The sequence below is a fragment of the Acidobacteriota bacterium genome (assembly GCA_034211275.1).
In the GTDB taxonomy this organism is placed as follows: Bacteria; Acidobacteriota; Thermoanaerobaculia; order Multivoradales; family JAHZIX01; genus JAGQSE01.
Genome location: JAXHTF010000044.1, coordinates 1 through 25,070, shown reverse-complemented (window position 1 = coordinate 25,070; position 25,070 = coordinate 1). Strand labels below are relative to the sequence as shown.

The 25,070-nt window shown below is 66.2% G+C and carries 21 protein-coding genes; 4 read left to right on the top strand and 17 right to left on the bottom strand.

Annotated elements, in window-relative coordinates; genetic code table 11:
• Positions 1–5: 5 nt before the first annotated feature.
• Positions 6–3,434, bottom strand: a complete 3,429-nt coding sequence (locus tag SX243_09690; GenBank protein ID MDY7093231.1) for an alpha/beta fold hydrolase — start codon at positions 3,432–3,434, stop codon at positions 6–8.
• A gap of 259 nt (positions 3,435–3,693) precedes the next feature.
• On the opposite strand from SX243_09690, the gene SX243_09685 reads away from it, so the two are divergent.
• From SX243_09685 to SX243_09675, 3 genes are all read left to right on the top strand, one after another.
• Entirely contained in the window at positions 3,694–4,200 is a 507-nt protein-coding gene (locus SX243_09685; protein MDY7093230.1) for a hypothetical protein, read from the top strand.
• A gap of 341 nt (positions 4,201–4,541) precedes the next feature.
• On the top strand, positions 4,542–4,769 hold the full coding sequence (locus tag SX243_09680; protein ID MDY7093229.1) for a DUF433 domain-containing protein: 228 nt from the start codon (positions 4,542–4,544) through the stop codon (positions 4,767–4,769).
• Complete coding sequence (locus tag SX243_09675; protein ID MDY7093228.1) at positions 4,741–5,133, top strand: DUF5615 family PIN-like protein; 393 nt, start codon at positions 4,741–4,743, stop codon at positions 5,131–5,133. Before SX243_09680 ends, SX243_09675 begins: the two co-directional genes overlap by 29 nt.
• A 31-nt stretch (positions 5,134–5,164) precedes the next feature.
• On the opposite strand, the gene SX243_09670 is transcribed toward SX243_09675, so the two are convergent.
• Positions 5,165–5,473 carry a hypothetical protein gene (locus tag SX243_09670; GenBank protein ID MDY7093227.1) on the bottom strand — a complete coding sequence of 103 codons (309 nt, stop codon included), beginning with the start codon at positions 5,471–5,473 and terminating at the stop codon, positions 5,165–5,167.
• Between the two features lie 620 nt (positions 5,474–6,093).
• Between SX243_09670 and SX243_09665 the strand changes: the two genes are divergently transcribed.
• Positions 6,094–7,065 carry a fatty acid desaturase gene (locus tag SX243_09665; protein ID MDY7093226.1) on the top strand — a complete coding sequence of 324 codons (972 nt, stop codon included), beginning with the start codon at positions 6,094–6,096 and terminating at the stop codon, positions 7,063–7,065.
• 34 nt (positions 7,066–7,099) lie between these two features.
• On the opposite strand, the gene SX243_09660 is transcribed toward SX243_09665, so the two are convergent.
• The 15 genes from SX243_09660 to SX243_09590 all read right to left on the bottom strand — a co-directional run.
• Positions 7,100–8,371, bottom strand: a complete 1,272-nt coding sequence (locus SX243_09660) for an alginate export family protein (GenBank protein MDY7093225.1) — start codon at positions 8,369–8,371, stop codon at positions 7,100–7,102.
• 2 nt (positions 8,372–8,373) lie between these two features.
• Positions 8,374–8,997, bottom strand: coding sequence for a hypothetical protein (locus SX243_09655; GenBank protein MDY7093224.1), 624 nt, complete (start codon positions 8,995–8,997; stop codon positions 8,374–8,376).
• On the bottom strand, positions 8,994–11,369 hold the full coding sequence (locus tag SX243_09650; GenBank protein ID MDY7093223.1) for a molybdopterin-dependent oxidoreductase: 2,376 nt from the start codon (positions 11,367–11,369) through the stop codon (positions 8,994–8,996). The genes SX243_09655 and SX243_09650 overlap by 4 nt, the downstream gene beginning before the upstream one ends.
• Positions 11,366–13,012, bottom strand: a complete 1,647-nt coding sequence (locus SX243_09645) for a multiheme c-type cytochrome (protein MDY7093222.1) — start codon at positions 13,010–13,012, stop codon at positions 11,366–11,368. Before SX243_09645 ends, SX243_09650 begins: the two co-directional genes overlap by 4 nt.
• Before the next feature lie 67 nt (positions 13,013–13,079).
• Positions 13,080–14,126: a cytochrome bc complex cytochrome b subunit gene (locus tag SX243_09640; protein MDY7093221.1), complete on the bottom strand. Its 1,047-nt coding sequence runs from the start codon at positions 14,124–14,126 to the stop codon at positions 13,080–13,082.
• A 4-nt stretch (positions 14,127–14,130) separates the two neighbouring features.
• A complete protein-coding gene (locus SX243_09635) occupies positions 14,131–14,739 on the bottom strand; it encodes a Rieske (2Fe-2S) protein (GenBank protein ID MDY7093220.1) in 609 nt (202 codons plus the stop codon).
• A 171-nt stretch (positions 14,740–14,910) separates the two neighbouring features.
• Positions 14,911–16,101: a molybdopterin-synthase adenylyltransferase MoeB gene (gene moeB, locus SX243_09630; GenBank protein ID MDY7093219.1), complete on the bottom strand. Its 1,191-nt coding sequence runs from the start codon at positions 16,099–16,101 to the stop codon at positions 14,911–14,913.
• Positions 16,098–16,379, bottom strand: a complete 282-nt coding sequence (locus SX243_09625; GenBank protein MDY7093218.1) for a MoaD/ThiS family protein — start codon at positions 16,377–16,379, stop codon at positions 16,098–16,100. Before SX243_09625 ends, moeB begins: the two co-directional genes overlap by 4 nt.
• A 4-nt stretch (positions 16,380–16,383) precedes the next feature.
• Positions 16,384–16,881: a M67 family metallopeptidase gene (locus SX243_09620; protein ID MDY7093217.1), complete on the bottom strand. Its 498-nt coding sequence runs from the start codon at positions 16,879–16,881 to the stop codon at positions 16,384–16,386.
• Positions 16,878–17,888, bottom strand: a complete 1,011-nt coding sequence (locus SX243_09615) for a PLP-dependent cysteine synthase family protein (protein MDY7093216.1) — start codon at positions 17,886–17,888, stop codon at positions 16,878–16,880. The genes SX243_09620 and SX243_09615 overlap by 4 nt, the downstream gene beginning before the upstream one ends.
• A gap of 217 nt (positions 17,889–18,105) precedes the next feature.
• Positions 18,106–18,915 carry a rhomboid family intramembrane serine protease gene (locus SX243_09610; GenBank protein ID MDY7093215.1) on the bottom strand — a complete coding sequence of 270 codons (810 nt, stop codon included), beginning with the start codon at positions 18,913–18,915 and terminating at the stop codon, positions 18,106–18,108.
• 298 nt (positions 18,916–19,213) lie between these two features.
• Complete coding sequence (locus tag SX243_09605; GenBank protein MDY7093214.1) at positions 19,214–20,497, bottom strand: oligosaccharide flippase family protein; 1,284 nt, start codon at positions 20,495–20,497, stop codon at positions 19,214–19,216.
• A 389-nt stretch (positions 20,498–20,886) separates the two neighbouring features.
• Positions 20,887–21,429, bottom strand: a complete 543-nt coding sequence (locus SX243_09600; GenBank protein ID MDY7093213.1) for an AAA family ATPase — start codon at positions 21,427–21,429, stop codon at positions 20,887–20,889.
• A 178-nt stretch (positions 21,430–21,607) separates the two neighbouring features.
• Complete coding sequence (locus SX243_09595; GenBank protein MDY7093212.1) at positions 21,608–24,781, bottom strand: efflux RND transporter permease subunit; 3,174 nt, start codon at positions 24,779–24,781, stop codon at positions 21,608–21,610.
• Positions 24,778–25,070, bottom strand: a 293-nt coding sequence (locus SX243_09590; protein ID MDY7093211.1) for an efflux RND transporter permease subunit, incomplete at its 5' end; no start/stop codon positions are given. The genes SX243_09590 and SX243_09595, both read right to left, overlap by 4 nt.

Here is a 25,070-nt window from a genome sequence, read left to right as displayed (position 1 = left end):
CTGGATTAGAGGGTGGCTTCCAGATGCTCGAGCATCAGCGGATAGACGTCGTCGACGGCGTTCTTGCCGAAGATGCAGTCGATGTGGCCGTAGCCCGGGATGACGTAGCGGCTGTAGAGCTCGCCGCCGTTGGCCTCCGACAGCAGGTCGACGGTGGCGAGGGTGCTCTTGGGCAAATAGCACCGGTTCTTCTCGCCGTGGATGAAGCGCATGGGCAGGGCCAGCCGGTCCAGATGCGGCATGTAGAGCTCTTCGCCGGTGTGGGAGACCACGTGCTTCTCCCGCACCATCAACGCCAGGTGCTCGAAGGTGGCGATATTGCCCACGCCGAAGAGCTCGTGGAGATTGTCGAAGGTGCGCTGGTCGAGCTGCTCCAGCTGGTAGAGCTCGCCGTACATGAAGCTGATGCGCTGGCTTACCGGGTTGCGATTGTGCTCGCCCTTGGGAGTGGGATAGAGGCGCAACAAGTCGTCGTACAGCCGGCTGCGCCAGTTGGCGGTGCTGTCGACGTAGGCGGTGAGGGATTTGATCCCCAGGTGGTCGAGGAGGGACGGCAGGTGCAGGCCGGATTTGAGCCGCACGTCCAGCGGCGAGAGCAGGTTGGTGGCCACCTGCGAGCAGACCACCGAGCGCACCCCCTCCATGCCCGCCAGCAGCGCCATGAAGAAGGTGTTGGAGCCGTAGCAATGGACCACCGCCTGGAGGCTCTTGGCGCCGGTGGCCTCGAGCACATAGCGCACCGCTTCCGGATGGTCGAAGTCGGCGATCTGGTCGCCATTGGACTGCTGCAGCGACGCCGGCAGCTCGATGGATACCCGGAAGTCGAAGAGCCATACGTCATAGCCGTGGGCGAAGAGGTACTCCAGCAGATTGGTGTCGATGAGATCGGTGGAGAAGATGCGGCTGGAGACCCCGGCTCCGTGGACCAGCAGCACCGGCCCCTTGTTGCCGCCGCGGTAGCGGGTCAGGCGCAGGGTGACGCCGTCCCGGGTCTCGAAGTGGTGGACCTCCGGAGCGCTCACCCGCAGGGGCCGCTGCTTGCGCGGCGGCGCGTCGGGGTTGAAGTACTTGTCCGGCACCAGGACGCCGCCGTAGGCCTGCCACAGCACGCCGGCGAAGTACTCGCCGAAGCGGCCCAGAGCTTCCACCCGCTGGCGGGCGCTGGTGGCTCCCAGCACCTTCATGGTGGTCATCTGCTTGGCAAAATCCAGCGGCTGGATGTGCAGGATCCCCTGACCCACCACCGCGCCGGTGTCGTCCTTGCCTTCGTAGACCGTGACGTAGAGGGTGGTGGTTTGCGGCCAGGACGCCAGGATGCTGGCGGTGTGCACCTTCTTGAAACCGTGGAAGTAGAAGTACTTCCCTTCCTCCGCCTCCAGCACCATGCGGTAGACCATATTCTTGGTCTCCACCTGCCCCGGATTGTCGATGAAGAGCTCGAAGATGCCGTCGTGGACGGTGAGGGGCTGGGCGGAGAGGGCGCGGCAGGAGACCGTGCCGAACATCTGCGCCGGATGATCCGCCCGTTCGATGAGGGCGTCCAGATCCTTCGCCTCCACGGTAAGGGTGAAGGCCATGGCGGAGTCGGCGCTCTTGCCCTGGTCGTAGGCCGCCTGGTAGTCGTTCTGCACCACGGTGGAGAAATAACCCTTCATGGTCTCGGTGAAGCGGATGCCGAGCTTTTGGGTTTGGCTCTCCCCCGGCCCCTGGCTCTGGCCCGCCGGTGGCGCCGAGGGCGAGTCGGCGTCCAGCGTCCAGCCCCGCTCGTCCGCCAGCAGCTGCATCGAGCGCTCGCTGAGGGCGGAGATGGTGAGCAGCGGGTTGACCCCCAGGGAGAGGGGCACGATGGAGCCGTCGGCGACGTACAGGCCGTCGTGGACCTCGGTGCCGGAGCTGCCCTTGAACACCTGTCCTTTGTGGTTGGTGACCCCGGAGCCGGCGTCGTCGGCCATGCAGCAGCCGCCAAGGGGATGGACGGAGATCAGGCTGTCGTTGAGCAGCTTGGTCCAGATGGGGTCCTTGGTCCAGGTGCCGCCGAGGGGTTCGGTGGCGGCTTCCAGGGTGTCGTTGACGGTGGTGAAGATGGGCTCGTGGCCGTAGTTGGGCCAGCTCACCCGGAAGCGGTCCTCCTTCAGCAGCCCTTCTCCCTCGCTGCCGTCGTGGGACATCACCAGGTAGGTCTGGGTGTTGTTCACCGCGCCGTGGTAGGGCCCGCGGAGGAAGCTCTCGGCGATGCGGCCGGTCTCCTTCAGGCGGTCGATGACGCCATGATCCGTGTCCTTCCCCAGCAGCTCGCCGGTGATGGCGAAGGCCGCCGGCATGGCGGGGCCAATGGCGCCGGGGATGGAGCCTTCCTCGATGACGAAGCCCTGCTTCCAATCCTCCGTGTCGCGGTGGTCGATGATGCTGGTGATGCACGGCCCCACCGGATCCACCGAGCCGTCGGTGTGGCTGCCGAAGCCGATGCCGTTGATCTCTTCGTCGCAGTTGTAGGCGAAGCCCAGCACGTCGCCGTTGCCGGACATGTGTTGGCCCACGTGGTGGGATAGATCGAGGCCCTTGGCCTTGGAGCGCAGGAGGATCTCCGTCGAGCCCAGGGTGCCGGCGGAGACCACCACCAGGTCGGCGGTGACGAAGAGCTCCGGGGCGTCGTATTTCTCCCGCCCCTCGGCTACCGCCTGGAAGTGCACTACCCATCGCCCATCCTTCCGCTCCACGTGGCTGACCCAACATCCGGTGAAGATCTCCGCGCCGTGGTTGTGGGCGTCGGGAAGGTAGTTCATCAGGGTGGTGTTCTTCGCCCAATGGTTGCACCCGGCGACGCAGTCCCCGCAGTTGATGCACGCCTTCTGCTGCACCCCGGCGTGGTTCGTGCCGTCCTGGAAGGTGACGTTGATGGGCGGTTTGTAGAATTCCGGCGTCATGCCCAGCCCCGCGGCGGACTTCTTATTTGCCTCGAGCTTGGGCAGGGTGGGGTAGCCGTCGGGATAGGGGTTGGAGCCGAGCATGGTCTCCGCCCGCTGGTAGCCCTTCTCGATCAGCGGGTCCGTCCCTCCGAGCAGCTCCTTCGGCCACCGCGGGTCATCCCACACCCCTTCCACCGCCCGCAGGGCGACGTTGGCGTTGATCAACGAGGTGCCGCCGAGGCCGCAGCCCACCAGGAAGTTGATGTTCTCCTCGACGTGGAAGTCGAACATCCCCGTCCTCTTGCCCAGATGCCCGTCGGGGCTGTCGATCTGGGTCTCCTCCACCGCTTCCACCTGGGTGTCGGGATACTCCCCGGGCCGGATCTCCCGCCCGCGCTCCAGCAGGCAGACCTTGCGCCCGGCCCGGGCCAGCCGGGAGGCGGAGATCCCTCCGCCATAGCCGGAGCCGATCACCACCGCGTCGTAATGGTCGCGAATCTCTTCGAGGGGCGAGGAAAGACGTGTCATGAGCGCTCCTGGTCAAGGGCGCCGTCGAGAATCCGGAGAACAGGCAGATCCTCAGCGCCGCCCAAATGGCTTGCGAACATTCCCCGGTAGCGCCCGGATCTCCGGAACGCGGTCGGGGATACAACTCTTCAACCCAGGGCCCGATCCCGACAACGGATCGGCTCTGGAAGACCAGTGGCTCGGGGACTAATTGCTGAAGATCTTAGAAGATGGGGCGGTGGGGCTGCAAGGTGCGAGGGGGCTCCATGAGCGCGGATGGGTGGGGATCGACTACACTGGATCGAGGAAGAGCTCTATGGACTTTGATCAAACTCGCGAGGTCCTGATGGCTTTCGAGCGGACGGGCGTTCGATACGTCATCATCGGTGCGGTGGCTTTGAATCTACAAGGCTTACCCAGGGCCACTCTCGATCTGGACGTCTTCATAGCCCCACAGCGGGAGAACGTTGTCAGGCTGCGCGAGGCCTTGAAGTCGGTCTTCGATGATCCGCACCTAGATGAGATCACCCCAAAAGATCTGCTGGGAGATTATCCAGCGATCCAATACGTTCCTCCTGAAGGCACCTTCCACATCGACCTCCTGACTCGCCTCGGGGATGCCTACAGTTTTGAGGATCTGGAGTCTGAAAGGGTGGAATTTGATGGTGTGGAGGTGAGTGTGGCTACTGCCAAAACCCTCTACAGGATGAAGAAGGCGACCGTTAGGCCTCAGGACCGAGCAGACGCGGAGAGACTACGGGAGCACTTCGATTTGGAGGAAGAGTGATGCCGATCCGGAAGTACCGAGATGTCGCTGAGATGGATGGGAACGCCTGGCAGAAGCGGGGAAGTTCCAGGCTCTTCGAGGCCATCCGGTCAACTTGGTCTTTGGCAACCCGGACTACCCAGCCGCAGTTTCCCCCGGGTGTTTATAAGCACCGATCCGTAGCTGATGCTGATGCACAGCAGCGCGTGTGGGAACGGGAGAACCTCGAAGCTCTGCACACGCGGCGACGGGAACGAGCTAAGGGATAGCTCGACCGAATCTCCCAACCGCGCTCCAGGAGGCTCGGTATACTGGGTTCGTAGCGTTGGGATGGTCGCGAGACGAAACCGGGGAGGAGCCTCATGAACTGGCAAGATCACATCATCGCCGATCCTGAGATCTGCCACGGCAAGGTCTGCTTCAAAGGTACGCGGATCATGGTCTCAGTGGTCTTGGACAACCTCGCTGCCGGTCGAAGCTCCGAGCAGATTCTCGCCAGCTATCCGGCCCTCACGCCCCAGAGCCTGCAGGCCGCGATGGCTTATGCGGCGGAGCTGGCCCGTGAGCGAGTCATCCCAGTGCCGGCTTGAAGAAGCTCTCGTGCGGTTCAAACTCGACGAGAACCTACCGACAGAGGCCGTTCAATTTCTTCAGGAAGCTGGGCTGGACGCGGTTTCTGTCCTCGATCAAGACCTGGGAGGGCAACGAGACACGCTCATCGCTGAGGTCTGCCGCACCGAGGGACGAATTCTCCTGACTTTCGACACTGATTTTGCCAACATCCGAGCCTATCCTCCGGAGAACTCGGCAGGGCTGGTTGTGTTTCGGCTCAGAACTCAGGAGACGGAGTACCTGCTGAAGATGCTGGAGCGCTTCCTGATGCTTCTACGCGAGCACACTCCCACAGGGCAGCTCTGGGTGGTCGACGAGAGCCGGCTGCGCATTCGGGAGTGAGCTACTGGCTGGGCCAATAACGTCTCTTCGGCTACTGGTTCTCGTCGTCGTCCTGATCGTCGATCAGCATGAAGCTGAACCCCAGAAGGTCGTTGGGATCGTCGATGAAGAAGCCCAGTTGCTGGGGGTTGTCGGCAGGGTTGCAGACGGTCAGGCCTCGGCCATTGTTGTCGCAGTAGGGGAGGCTGCGCGGAGTCGCGGTGACGGTGGCTTGGCGGACATCGCGGCCGAACGTGAGGGTGAAATACCCAGGGTAGTTCTTGGTGGATGCAAAGTCTCCACTGCCGGAGACGGTGTTGCCGTTGTTGTCGATCAGTCCGAAGGAATTGACGATGGGCATGGAGTGCTTCCTCTCGAAGAGTTTTCTGGGGCCTCGTGCAGCCGGAGCCTGCTGTTCTCCGGCCGTGTGAGCGCGACTTGACCTTTGAGACGGACCCCAGGCATGGATTCCCGAAGGCGAGGGGAGGAAGCTGGTGATCAGGTAGGACGAATAGCCTGCGGCAAGGAGCCTTCCAGCTCCACCCCTGCATAGTTCGCACCTCCTGCGACCCAGCGGCCTTGCACCGACTGAGAATCCGATTTTCAATCGGTGCATGCCGCCTCGCCCGCCCGACACCACTCAATCCTGACAGTGGTCTGACACTCGATAGGCGTCAGGGGTGGTACTTTGCACAAGCTCGCCGCACCGGGCGGCGGAAGCGGTCAGCTAAGAACAAGACGCCGCTCCTCGATCCCTCGCCTCGCGCATTCCTCGCGCCCTCTCCCCCTAGCCGAGGATCGCCTCCTAGACGAGGAAAGCCAGCTTCCACTTTGCCGAGCAAGGTTCTTATGATGTCGATGCAAACGGTCTCTGATTCAGTTGCGCCTTCTCCGCCCGCGGTGATGCCTCCGCCGGCGAACCCGCCGATCAAGGGCCGACGGTCCTCCGATCCCACAGCCGCCCAGCGGTGCAAGAAAGTGGTGGCGGAGTTCAAGGGGCCGGATACCTGGCGGAGCGTGCTCCAGCTGAGCCTGACGGTGGTGCTCTTCGCGGGCTCCTGGGCGGCGATGCTATGGAGCCTCCAGATCGGTTACTGGCTCACCCTCCTGCTGGCGCTGCCCACCGCGGGCTTCCTCATGCGCCTGTTCATGATCCAGCACGACTGCGGTCACGGCTCCTACTTCCGGTCCCGCCGGGCGCGGGATTGGGTGGGCTTTTGCATCGGCGTGCTGACGCTGACCCCGTACCAATACTGGCGCCGCACCCACGCCCACCATCACGCCCATTCCGGCAACCTCGACTTCCGCAGCTTCGGCGACATCGAGACGAAGACTCGCCGGGAGTACGAGGCCAGTACTCCCCGGGAGCGCCTCGCCTACCGGCTCTACCGAAACCCGCTGCTCCTGCTCACCGTCGGTCCGCTCTTCCACTTCGTGGTCAAGCATCGCTACCCCTGGGACATCCCCAAGTCCTGGAAGAAGGAGTGGGCCAGCGTGTGGGGGACCAATGCTGCCCTGGTGGCCTTGGTGACGGTGATGGTCCTGGCGGTAGGCTGGAAGAGTCTGCTCTTGGTGCACCTGCCGGTCTTGATGCTCACCACGTCGCTGGGCGTCTACCTCTTCTACGTCCAGCATCAATACGAGAACACCTACTGGCACCGCAAAGAGGATTGGGACCACTTCGAGGCCTCCATCTACGGCGCCTCCCACCTGGTGCTGCCCCGGCCCCTGCAGTGGATCACCGCCTACATCGGCATCCACCACGTCCACCACCTCAACAGCATGGTCCCCAACTACAAGCTGGAGGCGTGCATGAACGCCTCCCCGGACCTCCAGCAGAGCACCCGGATCCGCTTGAGCGACTCCTTCCGGCTGCTCAACCTGGCCCTCTGGGATGAAGAGGCCGAGAAGCTCATCGGGTTCCGGGAGCTGCGGCAGCAGAAGGCGGCCTGAATCGTCCCGGAGTCTGCGGAGCCGGCCGCCGTCTTTAGAAGCTGAAAGCGGTCCAGAGCATCGCCTTCTCGGTGTCGGAGGAGAAGGTGTCGGCGTCGTAGAAGGCGAGCTTGAGGCCGAATGCCTGGCCCCAGGAGGATTTCCAGGTTAGCTGAGCGTCGATTTCGCTGCCGTAGTCCCGGTCGACAGCCTCCGCCTGGAAATCCAGGTAGATCACGGTCCAGCGGATCGGCCCCGCCGGTCCGGCGAGCTGGAAATAGAGGGTCTCGAGCCCCGCTGACGGGGTGTTGAGGAATTGATCCGCCCAGCCGTTCCATTTGTGCAGCGTCGCCAGAGGCGTCTGGAAGGCGCCGCCGCGACCCCCTTCGAGCACCTCCCAGGTCAGCCGCGCCGAGTAGCCTCCCCGGCCGAGGGCGAGGCTGGCGTTGCGGTAGCCGGTGTCCAGATCCCGAGGATTATCGCCGGCGTCCCGCTGCTCGGCGAGCTCCGCCTCCCAGGACAGCTTCCAGCCACCTCCTAGCTCTCGGGCGCCGGTGTACTCGGTGCCGTAGGTGGTGCTCGACCGGCCGGCGTCGGCGGGGCGATCGTAGTCCAGCAGGTAGTCGTAGAGGCGGAGCCGGTGCTCTCCGCCCAGGGAGACGGGTACCGTCAGCAAGTGGGAGCTCATGGGTTGGGAATCGCCGAAGATGCGGTGCACTTCGTCCAGGTAGGCGTAATCGAGCTGCACCCGGGGATGGACCTCGGCCTCGAAGCGCAAGGCGTCGAAGCTCTGGTGGTGTTGGCGCCATCCGACGGCGCCGACGAAGCGCTGATCGCCGAGGTTGATCTCCTGGCGGCCGAGGGTGGTGGTGAAAGGCCCCCGCTGATGCCGGAGGTAGACTTGCAAGACCTCGGTGAGCTCCGGGTCGGCGATCACCGGGCGGTCGGTGACACCGTTGAACAGACTTCCGGCGCCGGCGTTGCGGTAGGTGTCGTCGTCGAAGAGGGCGACGACGTTCTCCAGCTGAGCGAAGAGGCTGAAGCCGTGGAAAGGTGCTGTGCGGTATCCGAGGGTCGAGCGCAGGGTCGAGGCATAGGCATCCCGAGCCAGGGCGTCGGTTTCCACCGTCTCGAAGCGGTAGCGCAGCGAGATCTCCGGTTCCCCACCCCGCAGGGCCTCGAGGAAGCTGAGCTCTTCAGATTCAGAAGAGGGGGAGTCGGCTTCGGTGTTCGTTTCCGGCGGAGCCTGCTCGACAGCTTGCAGCTGGGTGGTCGACAGACCGAGGGCGAGGGCCAGGACGAGCCCTGCACAGGTCGAGATCTTCATCGTCAGCTCCGAGGCGGGCCATCGGGGAAGGTGGCGGTGGTGGTTTGCTCCAGGTGGCATTGGCGGCAGTGGAGGCGCTCCGGATGGTCGGTGCGGATCTCCTCCCGGGCGGCGGGCCCAGAGTGGCAGGCCTGGCAGTTCTCCCGCATCAGGACCTTGTGGGGAATCACCGGCGGCGTCAGAGGATTGAGGCGGCGACCCGCCCGCAGATCTTGGCGCAAACCGGCGAAGGTGGAGCCGCGCCAGGGCTCGTCGGTGACCTGGAAGACGTGACATTGGCGGCAGTTGGAGTGATCGCTCAGGCCGCGGGTACGCTCGTGGGGGTTGGGAGGCGCGAAGCCCGTTCCCGCCACCGCCATTCCCTCTTCGTTGTGGCAGGAGATGCAGGCAGCTCCGAAGCTGACGTGGGGAATCACCGGCGGGGCGCCGTCATAGAGGCGCCGCTCCGCCCGTTCCACTGCCGGCGTCTTGGTGGTGCCCTCGTAGCCGGGTACCGGAACGCCGTCGGAGGACTCGCCGCAACCCGCCGCCAGCAGCAGCCAGCAGCCTGCGGCCAGGAGGCGGCGGGCTGTGGCTCGGAGCGGCCTGCGCAGCGGGATCCGCCGTGCTCGGGAGGCGTGGCTCACGCCCGCTCCACCCGCACGGCGCACTTCTTGTAGTCCGGCTCCTTGCTGATGTTGTCCATGGCGTCCAAGGTTAGTTCGTTGATGCGCTTCGACTCGTCAAAGAAAGGTACGAAGACCGAGCCTCGGGGTGGCTTTCCGCGGCCGTCGATCTGGGCGGTGAGCTCCATTTCTCCGCGGCGGCTGATCAGCCGGATGCGGTCGCCCCCCTGGATGCCCATCTCGGCGGCGTCGGCGCGGTTGAGCTCGGCGTAGGCCTGCGGTGCCGCCTGGTGCAGCTGGCGCACCCGCCGGGTCATGGAGCCGGTGTGCCAATGCTCCAGGATGCGGCCGGTGCTGAGCCAGAAGGGGTACTCGTCGTCGGGCACTTCCGCCGGCGGGTGGTAGGGGCGCAGCCAGAAGGCGGCCTTCTCGCCATAGCCTTTGGCCTTGTAGAAGTGGACGCCGGAATCTTTCTTCACATACGGGTCGTAGCCGGCGGTGTAGCGGTAGGGGGTTTCCTTGCCGTCCACCACCGGCCAGCGCAGCCCGCGGGTTTCCTTCAGTTGCTGGTAGCTGGCCAGATCCTTGCCCACTCCCAGGGTGAAGCGTCGGTACTCCTCGAACATGGGCTCGTGCCAGTCGTCCTCGGACCAGGGGAAGAGGTGCTCCATTCCCATGCGCTGGGCCACCTGGATCATCTGCCAGGCGTCCTCCTTGGCCTCGCCGGGAGGGGGCACCAACTGGTTCCACTGCTGGGTGCGCCGCTCGGTGTTGCCGAAGACTCCTTCCCGCTCAACCCAGGCGGCGGCGGGGAGCACCAGGTCGGCGGCGGCGGTGGTGGGGGTGGGGTAGATGTCCGAAACCACCAGGAAGCGCCCGTCCCCGGGGCGCCGCTCGAAGCGGTGCAGGTTCGGCAGGCTGACCCACGGGTTGGTGGTCTGGACCCACAGGGCCTGGAGGTCACCGCGCTGGAAGGCACGGAACATATCCACCGCGTGGTACCCGGGCTTGGGGTTGATGGTTCCCGGCTCCAGCCCCCAGATCTCCTCGGCCTTCTGCCGGTGCTCCTCCTTGGTCACCACCATGTCGGCGGGTAGCCGGTTGGCGAGGGTTCCCACCTCCCGGGCGGTGCCGCAGGCGGAGGGCTGGCCGGTGAGGCTCAGGGGGTTGGCGCCGGGGCGGCCGATCTTGCCGGTGATCAGGTGCAGATCGGTGATCAGGTTGTTCATCCAGGTGCCGCGGGTGTGCTGGTTGACCCCCATGCACCACAGGCTGACGGTGCCCCGGCGGGGATCGCCGTAGAGCTCCGCGAGAGCGTGGATCTGCGGCTCCGGCACGCCGGTGAGCTCCGCTACCCGCGCAGGGCGATAGTCCTGGAGGAAAGAGCGGAGCTCCGCCAGGGAGCTCTCCTGCGGCTGGTCCTTGAAGGTGTAGCGTTCCGCCTGCTCGCCGTAGCAGCCGTAGCCGATCTCCTCCAGGTCCTCGATGCCGCGGCGGAAGACCACGTTCTCGTCCACGAAGCTCCGGTTGACTCGGCCGTTTTCCACCAGCAGGTGCAGAAGGCCGTTGGCCAGGGCCAGGTCGCTGCCGGGGCGGATCTCCACGTAGAGGTCGGCGTATTCGGTGGTGGGAGTGCGCCGGGTGCCGATGTCGACGATACGCACGTTGGGGTCGAGGCGTTTGTGCTCCAGGATGCGACTGTAGAGCACCGGGTGCATTTCCGCCATGTTGTTGCCCCACAGCACGAAGTCGTCGCCGGCCTCGAAGTCCTCGTAGCAGCCCATGGGCTCGTCGGATTGGAATTGGGTCATGAAGCCGGCGACGGCGCTGGCCATGCACAGCCGGGCGTTGGGATCCAGGTTGTTCGAGCGCATGCCGCCCTTGACCCATTTGAGGGCGGTGTAGCCGTCGAAGACCGTCCACTGACCGGAGCCGTAGACTCCGACCCCCTCGGGTCCCTTTTCTTCTAAGGCCTTGCTGTACTCGGCGGCGATGAGGTCCAGGGCCTCGTCCCAGGAGATGTGCTCTTCCCGGCCATCGGGGTGCCGGCGCAGAGGGCGGGTCAGACGATCCTCACCGTAGAGGAAGGCCGGCAGGTGGTAGCCCTTGACGCACAGCAGGCCCCGGTTCACCGGGCTCGCCGCGTCTCCCCGTACCGCCATCACGCGGCCTTCTTGGACTCCCACCTCGACGCCACAGCCGGTGCCGCAGAAGCGGCAGGGGGCCTTGCCCCAGCTCAGGTCGGCGTCGCGGACGGCGGTGTCGTCTTCCGCTAGGCGCTCGGCCTTTTCCCGGTCGCCGCAGGAGAATGCGACGGCGGTGCCGCCGGTTCCTAGTATCTTGAAGAAGGTCCGCCGGTCGAGGCCGGCGGAAAGCTTGCGGTCCTGGCTCATGGTTTCTCTCCTCCCTGTCCGTAGCGCTCCTCCATGGCCTTGCGGATGGCGGCCATCTCCTCCGCCGCACCCTGCTCGAACCACTCGTGCTCCGGGCGCGCCAGGATCTCGTCCACCACCTCTTCCACCCGGCGGGCACCGGCGCGGTTGCCCTCCTCCCGGCCGTGGTCCACGAGCTCCCGGGCGGCGGGGATGAGCTCCATATAGAAGCGTTCCGCGACCTCGAACATGCCGTGCCAATGGGTGTAATCCGGCGCCATCATGGAGGCGCCATGGCGGGCGCGGCGGCCCTCGTGGTGCCAGAGGTAGAACCAGATCCACTCGATCTCTTCGTCGAATTGGGTCGGCGTGATCAGGCCTTCGTCCCGCAGGGCGGCGATGATGGCCTGGCCGGGCTTGGCGAATTTCTCGTTGTAGAGGATCACCAGGTCGTCGTACTGCCGGTAGAAGGAGTTGACGTAGTCCGGGGTGTGGCAGTGGGAGCACACTTCCTTCATGCGCGTGCGCTTGGCCTCGGCGGTGTCGACGATGAGGGCCCGCCGCTCCGTCGGATCGATGGCCTTGACGATGTCGCCGTTGATGTCCGTGTCCATCACCAGACTCACCGGCGGCCGGTTGGTCCAGGAGATGCGCTCACCGGGATCGTGGGTGATCTTGCCGCCGTTGCGACTGTGGCCGGACATATGACACGTGGCGCAGGTGGGAGCCTGGGAGTAATCCTCCCCGAGCACCCAGCTCTCGCCGTCCAGATCCATCTCGTCCCGCAGGTCGCGGTAGGCGACACCGTGCTTCGACTCTTCGAAGATCTCCTTTTGGGGATGGTCCGGCCCGAGGTGGCATTTGCCGCAATTCTCCGGCTGCCGGGCGCGGCGGGGAGAGAAGTCGTGACGGCTGTGGCAGGCGCTGCAGGAGCCCCGGGAACCGTCCAGGTTGAGGCGACCGATGCCGGTGTTGGGCCAGGTGCCCGAATGGAAGAGGGGCCGGCCGCGGTCGTCCTTGACGATGCGCGCCACCGCTTCCTGATTGGTGGGCTTGCCGTTGGCGTCGGGCTGCAGATCGTCGACGGTGATCATGGCGCCGTCGGTGCCTAGCAGGGCGATCTTGGAGCCGTGGCACTGCTGACACCCGGAGAATGCGCTGGCGGTGCCGTTGACCATGTCCACCGCCTTGCCGGGGGTCGGCGAGTGGGGGTTGAAGGGCTGTCGGGCTCCCTCTACCGTTTCCGCCAGGAAGTTGTCCAGCGAGGCCAGGATGTTGCCGCCGGCGGCGTGGTGGCTGCGCTCGAACTCCTCCGCCACCTCGCGGTGACAGCGGCTGCAGTCCCGTGGTGTCACCACCGTGGCGATGGCGGCGCCGTAATGGGTGAAGACGTCGGCGTCGTCCTGCTCCGCCGCATGGCACTCGACGCAGCCGACGCCGGAGGCGGCGTGGGTGCTGCCCTTCCAGTGGGCGATGATCCCCGGATTGCTCTGCACGTGGCAGTCGACACAGGCCTTGGAGTTGGCGGGCACCGCGACGGGATGCGCCTCCAGCCCGGCCTCCTGGGCCCGCCGGCTGACCTCGAGCTTCTGCACCAGGATCAGCGAGGCCAGAAACAAGAAGGCCAGGACGGCGATGACGATGCGCTTTTGCTCGAGGGTCATGCGGGCTCCTCTGGGATGATCTGCCGGGGGCGGGGCGAGGGGGTCACTGAGCTATCGGTCGTCGCGCTCAATGGGCCACCAACGCTTCCCAGACCGTCAGTGCGATGATCAGCAACGCTCCTACGATGCCGATCCATACGCTGGCTTCCGCAAAGCGGGTTTTCCGGCGGAACCAGCGGTCGATGAACGGCCAGGTGAACATGATGAAGACGATGAAACCGGTGGAGACGATGGCGACGGTGCCGGAGAAGAGCTTGAGCCAGCGGAAAGCGACGTAGAAGAACCACTCCGGCTTGATCACTTCCGGTGTCGTGAGGGGGTCCGCCTTGGGACCCAGCGTGGCGGGATAGATGCACGCCAGGGCGGTGAGCAGGATCATCAGCACCAGCCCCACCATCAGCTCGCTGTAGAGGTGATCGGGGAAGAAGTTGAAGGTCTTGGGCTTGTCCTCCGGCTCGTCCTCGAACTCAAACTCGGTCACGCCTTGGATACGGATGATGGCGATGTGCACGATGACCAGCAGGGTCAGCAGCGTGGGCAGCACCGCGGCGTGGAGCACATAGAAGCGCGACAGGGTGTTGTCGTTGTAGCCTTCGCCGCCCAGCAGCAGCGTCTTGAAGAAGCCGCCTACCAGGGGCACGCCGCCGGCGATGTTGGCACCCACCGCGGCGCCCCAATAGCTCAGTTGCTCGTAGACCAAGCAATAGCCGGTGAAGCCCAGCATCAGGGTGCACAGCAGCAGGCACATGCCCACCATCCAATTGATCTCCCGCGGCTTGCGGTAGGCGCCGGTGAAGTAGACCCGCATCTGGTGCAGGATCACCGCGGCCACCATGAAGGTGGCGCCCCAGCGGTGCAGGCCCCGCAAAAGCCAGCCGTAGGCGGCGTCCTCGGTGATGAAGCGCACCGACTCGTAGGCGGTGTCCGGGGATGGCTGGTAATAGAAGGCGAGCAGGATGCCGGTGACCACCTGTACCACGAAGAGGTAGGCCGGAGTGCCGCCGAGGGCGAACCACCAACGCTTGAGATGGTTGGGAACCGGCTCGTTGGTGAGCTCCCGCAGATTCTCCCCGGAGACGGGCAGCCGCTCCTGGACCCAGGTGACGAGGCTCAAAGCTTCACGCCCCCCGGTCGCCGAAGCGCAGAATGCCCTCCCCGCACAGGCAGGGATCGTGCCCCGGCCCGCGGGGACCGGCGGGGACCTCGTCCAGGATTTCTCCCGGTCCCTGGGCCAGCTCGTCCAGGGACACCTCGATGAAGAGTAGGTCGTTTTCGACCTTCAGGGGATATTTGGGCAGAGCCTGCCCGGCATCCGCCGGCGGTCCTTCGACGGGCTCGCCGGCGGGATTGAAGACGCCGTTATGACAGGGACAAAAGAAGCGGTCGTTGTGCGGCTCCCAGTGCACCTGGCAGCCCAGGTGCGGACAGGTGCTGGAGAGGGCGATGAAGCTTTGGGCGGTCCTTCCCTCTCCCTGGCGGGCGATGTTGACCGTCGCTCCTCCCGGAGTGCGGTAACGCAAAGCCCCTTCCTTCGGCATCCTCCCAAGGTCGGAGACGTACATCCACCCCTTGGCCGGCGGCCGGGCCGGAAAGAGAAACCGCCCCATGAACGCCGCCAGCGTTCCATAGGCCGCCGTCAGCCCCACCACCATGCCGATTCTCGACAGCCAACCCAACGCCTCGCGGCGCTCCGACTCCGGAGCCCGCGTCTCTTCCACTTTGTCCATGGTCACTCCTTACGGGTGAAATCTGGACAAAACTAGGGCCGGAGAGGAATTTGTGCAATGCTCCTGCGGGTAGGCGGGCTACCCGTTTGGGTGGGGCGGGGTGAGCTCCAGCCTCGTTTCCGGGGCCGGCTGCTCTAGCATGAGGCTGCGGTCCGTCTGGGCTTCAGCTCGTCAATACTGCGGCACCGACGAATCGATCTGCAGGCTCCAGGCGTGGATGCCGCCGGCGAGGTTCCAGGCCTTTGCGAAGCCTTGGGTGCGCAGGAAGTGGGTGGCCTGGGTGGAGCGGGGACCGTGGTGGCATTGGAGGACGACGGGGTCGGCGGGGTCGAGCTCGTGGAAGCGCTCGGGGAGCTCCTGGAGGGGGATGTGGCGGGCGCCTTCGATGCGGGCGATCTCCCATTCCTGGGGCGTGCGCACGTCCACCACGGTCACCGGGCGGCCGTTGTCGAGCCAGCGCTTCAAGGTCTGGACGTCGATGTTGAGGCCCTCCGGATCCTCCGCCGGCTCCTCTTCGGCACCGGGGACGCCGCAGAATTCCTCGTAGTCGATGAGGGTGGTCTGGGTGGGGTTGTCGGAGCAAACGGGGCACGCCGGATCCTTCTTCAGCTTGAGCTCCCGGAAGCCCATGCGCAGGGCGTCGAAGAGCAGCAGGCGGCCGAGCATGGTGTCGCCCTGACCGATGATCAGCTTGACCACCTCGGCGGCCTGGAGGGCGCCGATGATGCCCGGCAAGACGCCGAGGACGCCGCCCTCGGCGCAGGAGGGCACCAGGCCCGGGGGCGGCGGCTCGGGGAAGATGCAGCGGTAGCAGGGGCCGTGGGCGCCCCAAAAGATCGACACCTGGCCTTCGAAGCGAAAGATCGAGCCGTAGACGTTGGGCTTTCCGGCGAGGACGCAGGCGTCGTTGACCAGATAGCGGGTGGCGAAGTTGTCGGTGCCGTCCACCACCACGTCGTAGGGCTCGAAGAGCTCCAGGGCGTTGCCCGAATCGAGGCGGGTTTCGTGGCCGATGAGCTCGATGTGGGGGTTGACCTCCCGCAGGCGGGCGAGGGCGGCCTCGACCTTCGGGCGGCCGACGTCGCTCTGGCCGTAGAGCACCTGGCGCTGCAGGTTGGACTCGTCCACCACGTCGAAATCCACCAGGCCGAGGGTGCCGACGCCGGCGGCGGCGAGGTACAGGCCGAGGGGCGAGCCGAGGCCTCCGGCGCCGATCATCAGGACCTTGGCGTGCTTCAGCCGCTGCTGCCCCTCGACGCCCACCTCGGGCATGATCAGGTGCCGGCTGTAGCGGCGGATCTCGTCTTGGGACAGGGGGTCGCGCTGCCCGTCGGCGGCGGATCCGGGGCGGGGAATGCTCACTCTGGGCCTCCTCCGGCGATGGCGGGGATGATGGTCAGGGTGTCTCCGTCGGCCACTGGCGTCGCCTCGCCGTCGAGGTGACGGACGTCCTCGTCACCGAGGAAAATGTTGACGAAGCTGCGCAGCTTGCCGTCCTGGTAGAGGTGGCGCTCGAGGGAGCCGTAGCGCTGGATCAGAGCGTTGAGCACCGCGCCGACGGTGGTGCCTTCGAGCTCGACCTCGGCCCGGTCGTCGGTGAACCGGCGCAGGGGAGTGGGGATCTGGACGGTGACGCTCATGATCTCAGGACCTCTTCTTGGTTTTTCCGTGACCGGCGGCGACGGCGGCGGAAGCGCCGAGGGCCGGGTCGACGGTCTCTTCGTCAAAGCGTTCTCGATCATCCCGCAGACGCCAGCTGCGGCTCTCCGCCACCTGGCCCTTCCGCACCGAGACGATGAGATAACTGTAGCCCGGCCACGCGTGCTCGCGGTCGAACTCGCTGGGTTCCGCAGGGTGGTCGGGATGGGAGTGGTAGTAGCCCACCACGTCGAGCTTGGCGGCCCGCGCTTCCTTGTGAGCAGCGAGGACGGTTTCCGGCTCGATGAGGTAGCGGTTGCCGCGGCTCTCGTCGCGGGCGTTCTGGGCGGAGAGGATGCGCTCCACCAGGGCCCCTTCCTCGCCGTGCTCCTCGGGATCCAGAGGGCGGCCGATGAGAATGCCGCAGCATTCCTCCGGATAGGTAGCGGCGGCATGGAGCTCGGCGGCCTGGAGGTGGCGCGGAGAAATCAACAATCGGGTCATGACTGGCTCCAGAAGTCTTCGGTGAGGTATTTGTCGGCGCCGTCGCAGAGCACGGTGACCACCACCGCCGAGCGGCCGGCATCGGCTTCCTCTTGAGCTACGCGCGCCGCCGCCCAAAGGTTGGCTCCGGCGGAGATGCCCAGTCGCAGACCGTGGCGCCGTGCCAGGCGGCGGACCATGGCGTAGGCGTCCTCGGTGCTCACCGAGCGGTCCTCATCTGCCAGCTCGGGCTGATAGATAGCCGGCACCAGGGCGCTTTCCATATGCTTCATCCCCTCCAGGCCGTGGAACGGGCCATCGGGCTGGATTGCGATCAGGCGAACGGGGGCCGCGCCCCGGTCTGTGGCGGCCTTTTCCCGCAGGTAGCGACCGACACCGGTAAACGTGCCGGTAGTGCCCAGACCGGCGACGAAATGAGTCAGGGCGCCGCCGGTCTGGCGCCAGATCTCCGGCCCGGTGGTCTCGAAGTGGGCTCGCCAATTGGCCGGGTTGGAGTATTGATCCAGGTAGACGTAGCGATCCGGCTCCTCGGCGGCGCGCCGCCGGGCCTCCACGATGGCGCCGTCGCTGCCCTCCAGCGGATCGGTGAGCACCACCTCGGCGCCGTAGGCCGCCAGCAGAGTCTTGCGCTCCGGGCTGGCGTTGGCGGGCAGGCAGACGGTGACGCCGTAGCCCAGGGCGGAGCCGATCATGGCCAGGGCGATGCCGGTGTTGCCGGAGGTGGCGTCGAGGATGCGTTTGCGGCCCGGGTGCCGGGGATCCAGCTCCCCCCGGGCCTCGGCGTCGCGCACCATGGCCAGCGCCGGCCGGTCCTTCACCGAGCCGCCGGGGTTCATCATTTCGGCTTTGCCGAGGAGGCGGACTTCCGAGCCTTCCACCAGGGCGCTCAGATCGATAAGGGGAGTGCCGCCGATGAGGTCCAGCACTCCTCCAGCGGCCAACCCCCCGGCGGTGGGCCGGGGAGGACGCTGCGGGGGAGGCTCGAGCTCGGAGGCGGACGCGGTCATGGTCAGCTCCGGCGGCGGGGGGGCTCGCTCCGGCGCGCCAAAGCTCGCCGGCGAGCCGCTACGGGCACCGGTGCTGGCCGGAGGTCCTGCCGGAAGGCTTCGAGAACGGCGCGCAGAAGGATTGCAGCAAAGGTGATCAACTTAGTCATGATTGTGAGTATACGTCATCCCGCCCCAAGGCGTTGCAGACCGGCCGAGTTGGTTGCCTTAGCGGCTCTTAGAGCAGTCCCTGCTGGCGCAGGATGGGCAGGCCGGTGACGATGGACAGGATCACCGCGCCGGCGGAGGCCACCAGGCAGAGGATGCCGATGAGCAAGTGGTCCGTGCGCTCCGGCTTCATGGGGTCGAAGAAGCGGCCCATCACGTAACCGCCCAGGAAGCCGCCGAGGTGCGCCCAATTGTCCACCTGCGGCATCAGAAGGCCGAAGACGAAGAGGATCACCGCCCAGTTGATCACCTGCTGATTGAGCGCTGCGCTGCCAGCACCGCGACGCCCGGCGTAGATCAAAGCGCCGAGGAGGCCGAAGAGGGAGGCGGAGGCGCCGACGGTCATGGTGGCGCCGCGCAGGAAGCTGGGCATGAAGGGTAGAAAGGCACCCACCAGGGAGCTGAGGAAGAAGCCCACGATCCCCGCCACGGTGTAGATGATCATCATGCGGCCGGCGCCGTAGGCTTGGCCGGTGAGCCGCCCAAGATCCCGCACCCACATCATGTTGAACCCGATGTGCAGCAGGCTGCCGTGGAGCCAGGTGGCGCTGAGCACCGTCCACCAGCGGTCGGCGCCGAAGAGGGGCATGGCGCCGCTGGAGCCGAAGAGGAAGAGGGTCGGCCCGGTGGGGGAGAGGAAGCTGAACAAGCCACCGCCGAAGAGCTGGCTGGGATCCACCGCCAGGGTGGCGATGTAGATCAGCCCGCAGCTCCACAAAATGATGTCGACGAAGCTCACGTCGAGCCCCCGAAGCGCCGGTGTCAGCCCCCACATTCCGGGCCGCGGCCGGCCGCAGTAGGGACATTTCTCTTCGTTCACTCCCACCAGCTTGCTGCAGGCGGGACAGACGACGGACCCGGTTGTCTGGCGCTTCAACATGGCGCCCAAGGATACACCGTTCTAGGAGCTTGCTGAAAAACCCGCGTCGCGCTCCGAACGGCTCTTTTCGGCCGAATCTTCGTTGTCGAACCTCGACGATTCCCGAATCGCCTGCGGTTCTCCGCCTTGATTCTGCTCGAAAATTTCTCGTTCTCGCTTGCGACTGACTTTTTCAGCAAGCTCCTAGTGGCGAAGGGTTGTCAGCCCAGGTTCCGGTGGCTGGGGCTGGGTGTTGGCTCTAGGGGTTGGGGTCTGCGGCTTTGCGACCGTGGGCGACGAGGATCGCCGCGGCGGCCAGCGAGGTGGTGACGGCGGTGCTGGCCGCCGCACCGCGCATGCCGTAGGTGGGGATCAGCAGGACGTTGAGCAGGCTGTCGGCCACCAGCGTCACCAGCGCGATGGCCACCACCACTTGCCCGCGCTCGGTGTATTGAAGCCGCAGGGTGCTAAGGGCGGCGGCGGCCCAGACGAGATTGCCCACCGCCAGCAGGATCAGCTCCGGCTCCGCACGGTCGAAGCCGGCGCCGAAGAGATCGAGGATCGGTCCGCCGGCGAGGACGAGGAGGGCGGCGGCGGGGAGGAGGGCGGTGAGGAGTAGCCGCTGGCCCTGGCGGAAGGTGCGCTGCAGCGCTTCCGGACCTTCTTCCCGGGCCGGCTGGACCAGGGAGGCCACCAGGCTGACCACCGCGGTCTGGATGATCAGTAGGAAGTGGGCCGAAGTGGCGGCGGCGGCGTAGAGCCCCACCTCTTCTTCGTCTCCCAGGACCTCCAGCAGGTAGAGGTCGCTTTGATTGAGGGCGAGGACGATGAGGAAGGCCCCCATCATCGGCATCGAGGTGGTGAGCCACTGCCGGGGAGCCCGGAAGGAGGGATCGCGGCCGAGTTTCCGCAGCTCGAGACGGCGCAGCAGCCACCATTGCCCGCCGGTGACCACGATCACCGCCAGGATCGACAGCACCACCGCGTGGTGAACCTCGATGCCGCCCTGCAGCCGCGCGAAGAGGACCACGAAGAGCAGGCTCAGCAGCGGCACGGCGATGCGCCACGGCAGGCTGGCCAGCACCGGTCGCCGGGCGGATTGCAGGGCGCGGCTGACGAGGGCGCCGGCGGCGTTGATGGGCACGCTCAAGACCACCCAGGCGAGGGCGTGATGGTCTGCTGGATCCGTATGGCCCAAGTGCAGGACGGCGGCGGTCCAGGTGGCGGCGATGATCACCAGCGAGAGGATCAGGGAAAGCTCGAAATAGAAACGAAGATACTCCCAGGCCTGGGCATGCTCCCCCCGCTCCATGGGCCCCGCCAAGGTCTTCGGCGCCGCCCGATCCCCGCCCAGGAGCACCGCCATGCCAAAGAATGCGGCAAAGGCGGCGGCGACCCGGAAGTCGCCGTAGGCGTGGGCATCGAGCAGCCGCGCCAGCCCGACGTTGAAGAGATAGTCGGCGGCGAAGCCCCCGAAGCCGGTGGCGACCAGGGCGAGCCCTCCGCGGCGGAGGTAGGCAGTGACGTCGTTGGGGGCGGGCATGAGTACCCGAATTCTGGCACATCCCGGCGTCGAGGCGGCCGTGGTTGGTGGGCAGGCTGCCGCGAGGGGTTGAAACCCCTCGCTACTACATATCGTCCCTGGCGGGACGACACCCCCTCCCCGTCCAAGAGCTTTCGCTGTTGTGTCTCCGGAAGAGGGTTGGCGCCACACCCTCAGGCCTCGTTCCCACGGTCCACCGTGGGAACTGCAGCGTTTCCGCAAGCGCATCCCATCGAGGCCCCGCTCCAGCGGGGCGGTCGAGGGCCGGGCAGCACGCTGCGAAAACGAGAGCATCCGGCTCCCAGAACCTCTACCACCGATCCCGCGCTCCGGAGCCAGCGGAGCTGGCGGAATTTGAGTAGCCCGGGGATTGGATCCCCGGGCGGGGCTCAGCGCGCACCGCCGTGGATCGCTCCGAGCACGGCCCGAGCCCGCTCTTCCACCGTTCCCGTCACCTCCAAAACCTCCGTCTCCAGCTCGAAGGAATCGTCCAAGAGCATTTCTCGCAGCTCCCCATCCACCGCCTCCCGGTCCGGACCGTCGTCATCGGCTGACACCAGCGCAATGCGGTCCGGCACCTCGATGGGCACCAACACGACGAGATCCAGGTTTTCGATGGCATCGCGCACCTGCGGCAGCCAACGGTCGAGGCTGAAGTGATTTGCGTCTTCGTGAACCGCCAGATAGGCCAGAAAGTCGAGAGGGCAACGGTCGAAGAGCACCTTCTCTTCCTCCCGCTCCAGCTCCTCCAGCGACCTCTCCAGCTGCGCTTCGAAGTCTTCCAGCGAGGGCGGCTGGGAGAAGACGTACCCCTCCTCCGCCAGCAGATGGTAGGGCTCCTCGACGAGAGCGTAGTCGGGGAGCAGCCGCGCCAGCTCCTCGAGGAGAGTGGATTTGCCGGTGCGGTGGGTTCCGGAGAGGGCGATGCGCATGGGATGGACATTCTGACTGCCTCCTGGATCCATCGCCAGGGGATTGCTGATTCGGTGGCCAGCCGAAGCCTCCCAGATTGAGCGGAAAGCCCCGGGTGGGTGGGGCTGGCGCCCCGCCAGGGCCGCTATGAAGTAGCGAGGTACTTCAGTGCCTCGCGGGGCTGGAGACGGGAAGCTCCTAACTCTCCGTCACCGGCTCCCCGGCGGGTTCCTGCTGCCCCTTCCCCAGCACTCCCCGCCGCACGGCGCCGGTGAGGGCCTCCCGGGCGTCGTCGAAGAGGGTGTAGAAGACGGGGACGACGAGGAGGGTGAGGAGGGTGGAGGTGGTCATGCCGCCGATGAGGGAGAGGCCGAAGCTGGTGTAGCTCATGCCGATGTCGGTGGGGCCGGCGGCGGCCAGAGGGACGGTGGCGCAGATGGTGGTGAGGGCAGTCATCATGATGGGGCGGAAGCGGCGCTCGGCGGAGAGCAGCACCGCGTCCCGGCGGCTGTGGCCCTCGCCGCGCAGGCGATTGATGTAATCGATGAGCACGATGCCGTTGTTCACCACCACGCCGATGAGCAGCACCGCCGCCACGCCGCCGAGGAAGTCGATGTCGTAGCCGGTGACGACGTGGATCCACACCACGCCGATGAAGGCCAGGGGGATGGTGAGGACGATGGAAAGAGGCAGGATGAAGCTCTCGAAGAGGAAGGCCATCAGCAGGTAGATGAAGATGATGGACAGGCCGGCGGCGAAGAGCAGGCTTTCCATGTCCTCGTTGGCGCTGGCCCGGGCCGGGGTACCGAAGGTGACGCCCTCGGGGAGGTCCAGACCCTCCATGAAGGCGTCCACCCGCTCCCGGGCCTCCGACTCCTCACCGCTGGCCAGATCCATGGCGATGGTGGCGGAGGTGCGTTTGTCGCGGCGGAAGATGGCGCGGGGAGCGGGGGAGAAATCCGCCTCGGTGAGGGTCGAGAGGGCCACGGCGCTGCCGTCGCCGGTGGGGACGCTGAAATCGCCCAACTCCGCCAGGCTCTCGCGGTTTTCCTCCTGGAAGCGCACCCGCACCGGGATCTCCCGGCCATCGCGGTAATACTTCGGCAGGCTCTGGCCGCGCAGCGCGTAGCTCACCACTCCGGCCACTACCTGCGGGTTGACCCCCTGCTGCTGGGCGCGGTCCCGATCCACCACCAGCGCTAGCTGGTTGGGGGATTGCTCGTCGCTGCGCTGGATGCCCACCACGCCGGGGATCTGGCGGAAGAGGTCTTCCAGATCCTCCCGCACCGTCTCCAGGATCTCCGAATCGTCGGCGTAGAGCTGGATGCAGTGGACGCCCTTGCCGTCGCATTCGCTCACCCGGCTCTGCTCGCCGGTGAAGATCTGCACGCCGGGGGCCTCCGGTAGCGCTTCGACGATCTGCTCGGTGATTTCGCGCGGCGCAGTCTCGGTGGTGCGGGGGCTGTTGAACCAGGCCTGGATCTCACCCCGGGTGCGCCGGATGCCGGTGAAGAAGCCGCTCAGGTCCCAGCGCTCCTGATTTGCCACCATCACCTGCTCGGCGGCTTCGAAATACTCCGCGGTGTCCTCGATGGTGAAGTTGTTGGGCAGGGTGACGTTGAGCTGGAGAGCAGCTCGCTCGCTGTCCTGTTGGGGTACGAACTCCACCACTTTGAAGGCCGCACCGGTGATGACGGTGAGGAGGAAGATCGAGATCACCAGGTCGATGCGCCGGTTCAGCGCCACCCCCAGCTGGCGGTTGTAGAGGCGGTTGATGCGGCCCAGGGAGCCTTCGTAGGCTGCCTTGAGCACCCGGTTGAGGCGCCGGTGGCCCCTGCGGAAGGCGGACTCCTTGGCGACCTCTCCGCGCCGCGGCAGGGTCAGGTACGCCGCCAGGGGCACGAAGACCAGGGCCACCACCAGCGACGCGGCGAGGGCCACGGAGATGGGGATGGAGAGCCGCAGCAGGAAAAATTGGGCCTGCCCGGAGACCAGCGAGATGGGCAGGAAGACGGCGATGGTGGTGAGGGTGGCCATGACGATGGCCAGGGAGATCTCGCCGGCGCCGCGCACCGCCGCTTCCCGCCGCGAGGCTCCCTGGCGGTGCAGGCGGTGGATGTTCTCCGCCACCACCACCGAGTTGTCCACCAGCAGGCCGACGCAGATCATCAATCCCAGCAGGGTGAGGAAGTTGAGGGTCTCGCCGGCGAAGTACATGGTGGTCAGGGCGATGAGCAGCGAGAGCGGGATGGACAGGGTGATGATCAGCGTCATGCGGAAGCGGCGCAGGAAGAAGAAGAGCACCACCACCGCGAAGAGCCCGCCGATGCGGCCGCTGTCCATCAGCGAGCCGAGGGAGGAGAGGATGATCTGTCCCTGGTTGAAGAAGGGCACGATCTCCAGGTGCTGGAGGCGGGGATTCTCCTGCATCTCCTCCACCAGGTCGTTGATGCGGCTGCTCACCTGCAGGGTGTTGGCCTGCCCCTCCTTGAAGACCATCACCGCCACCGCCGGCTGGCCGTTGACCCGCGCCCGGTAATCCTGCTCCGGCTCCTCGTATTTGACCTCGGCGACGTCCTTGAGCCGCACCGACGGTGCCACCAGTCGGTTTTCCAGTGTCTCCAGATCCGGGTAGCGGGCCACCGAGCGCAACAGCAGCTTGCTGCCGCCGGAGCGCACGCTGCCGCTGGCCATGGTGAAGTTGTCGCCCCCCAGCTCCTGGGCCAGCTGGTAGATGTTGAGCCCCGCGGAGGCCGCCCGCTGGCGGTCCACCTCGATGAGGATCTCCTTCTCCTCCAGGCCGTTGGGTTCCACCGAGGCGACGCCGTCGAGGCGTTCCAGGGGCATCACCACCTCGTTCTGGATCAGGTGGTAGTAGTCGGTGAGCTCCGGATCCACCGCCAGGCCGATCATGAACACCGGCAGCGAGGAGAGATCCTGCTTGCGGATGAACACCCGGTCGGCGTCGTCCGGCAGCTGGGGCCGCACCCGCTGTACGCGGTCCCGCACCTCGCGGTAGGCCACGTCCATGTCCGTGCCCTGTTTGAAGCTCATGAAGGCGATGCCCCGGGACTCGTTGGCCAGGGAGTTGAGGCGGTCGAGGCCGCGCACGGTGCTCAGCTCGTCCTCCAGCGGCTTGACGATCTTGTCCAGTACCTCCTGGGGCTGGGCATCGGGCCAGGGCACCACCACCGTTAGGAAGGGCGCGGTGAAGCCTTGGGGGAAGGTCTCCAGGGGGATCCCCAACGCCGCCACCAGGCCCACCACCAAAGTGGCGGCGATGAGCACCACCACGGTGATGGGGCGGGAGAGGGAGAAGCGGGGGAGCCAGCCCTCCCAGCGGCTGCGGCGCTCGCGCTCGAAGGGGCTCATGCGGTCTCCGGATCCAGCGGATAGCCGTGGGGGCCAGGAGCGTCGTGGGGCGTTTCGCGCTCTAGATCCTCCGGGGCCTGGGCCTCGCGAGGATTCTCCGCGGCGTGGGGGGCGGTGCCGAGCTTGGTCTGCAGCCGATCCACCAGGTCATAGATCACCGGGATCACCAGCAGGGTGAGGACGGTGGAGGCCACCAGTCCGCTGATCACAGCGATGGCCATGGGAGTGCGGATCTCCGCACCGTCCCCCAGCCCCAAGGCCATGGGCGCGAGGCCCAGGGCGGTGGTGG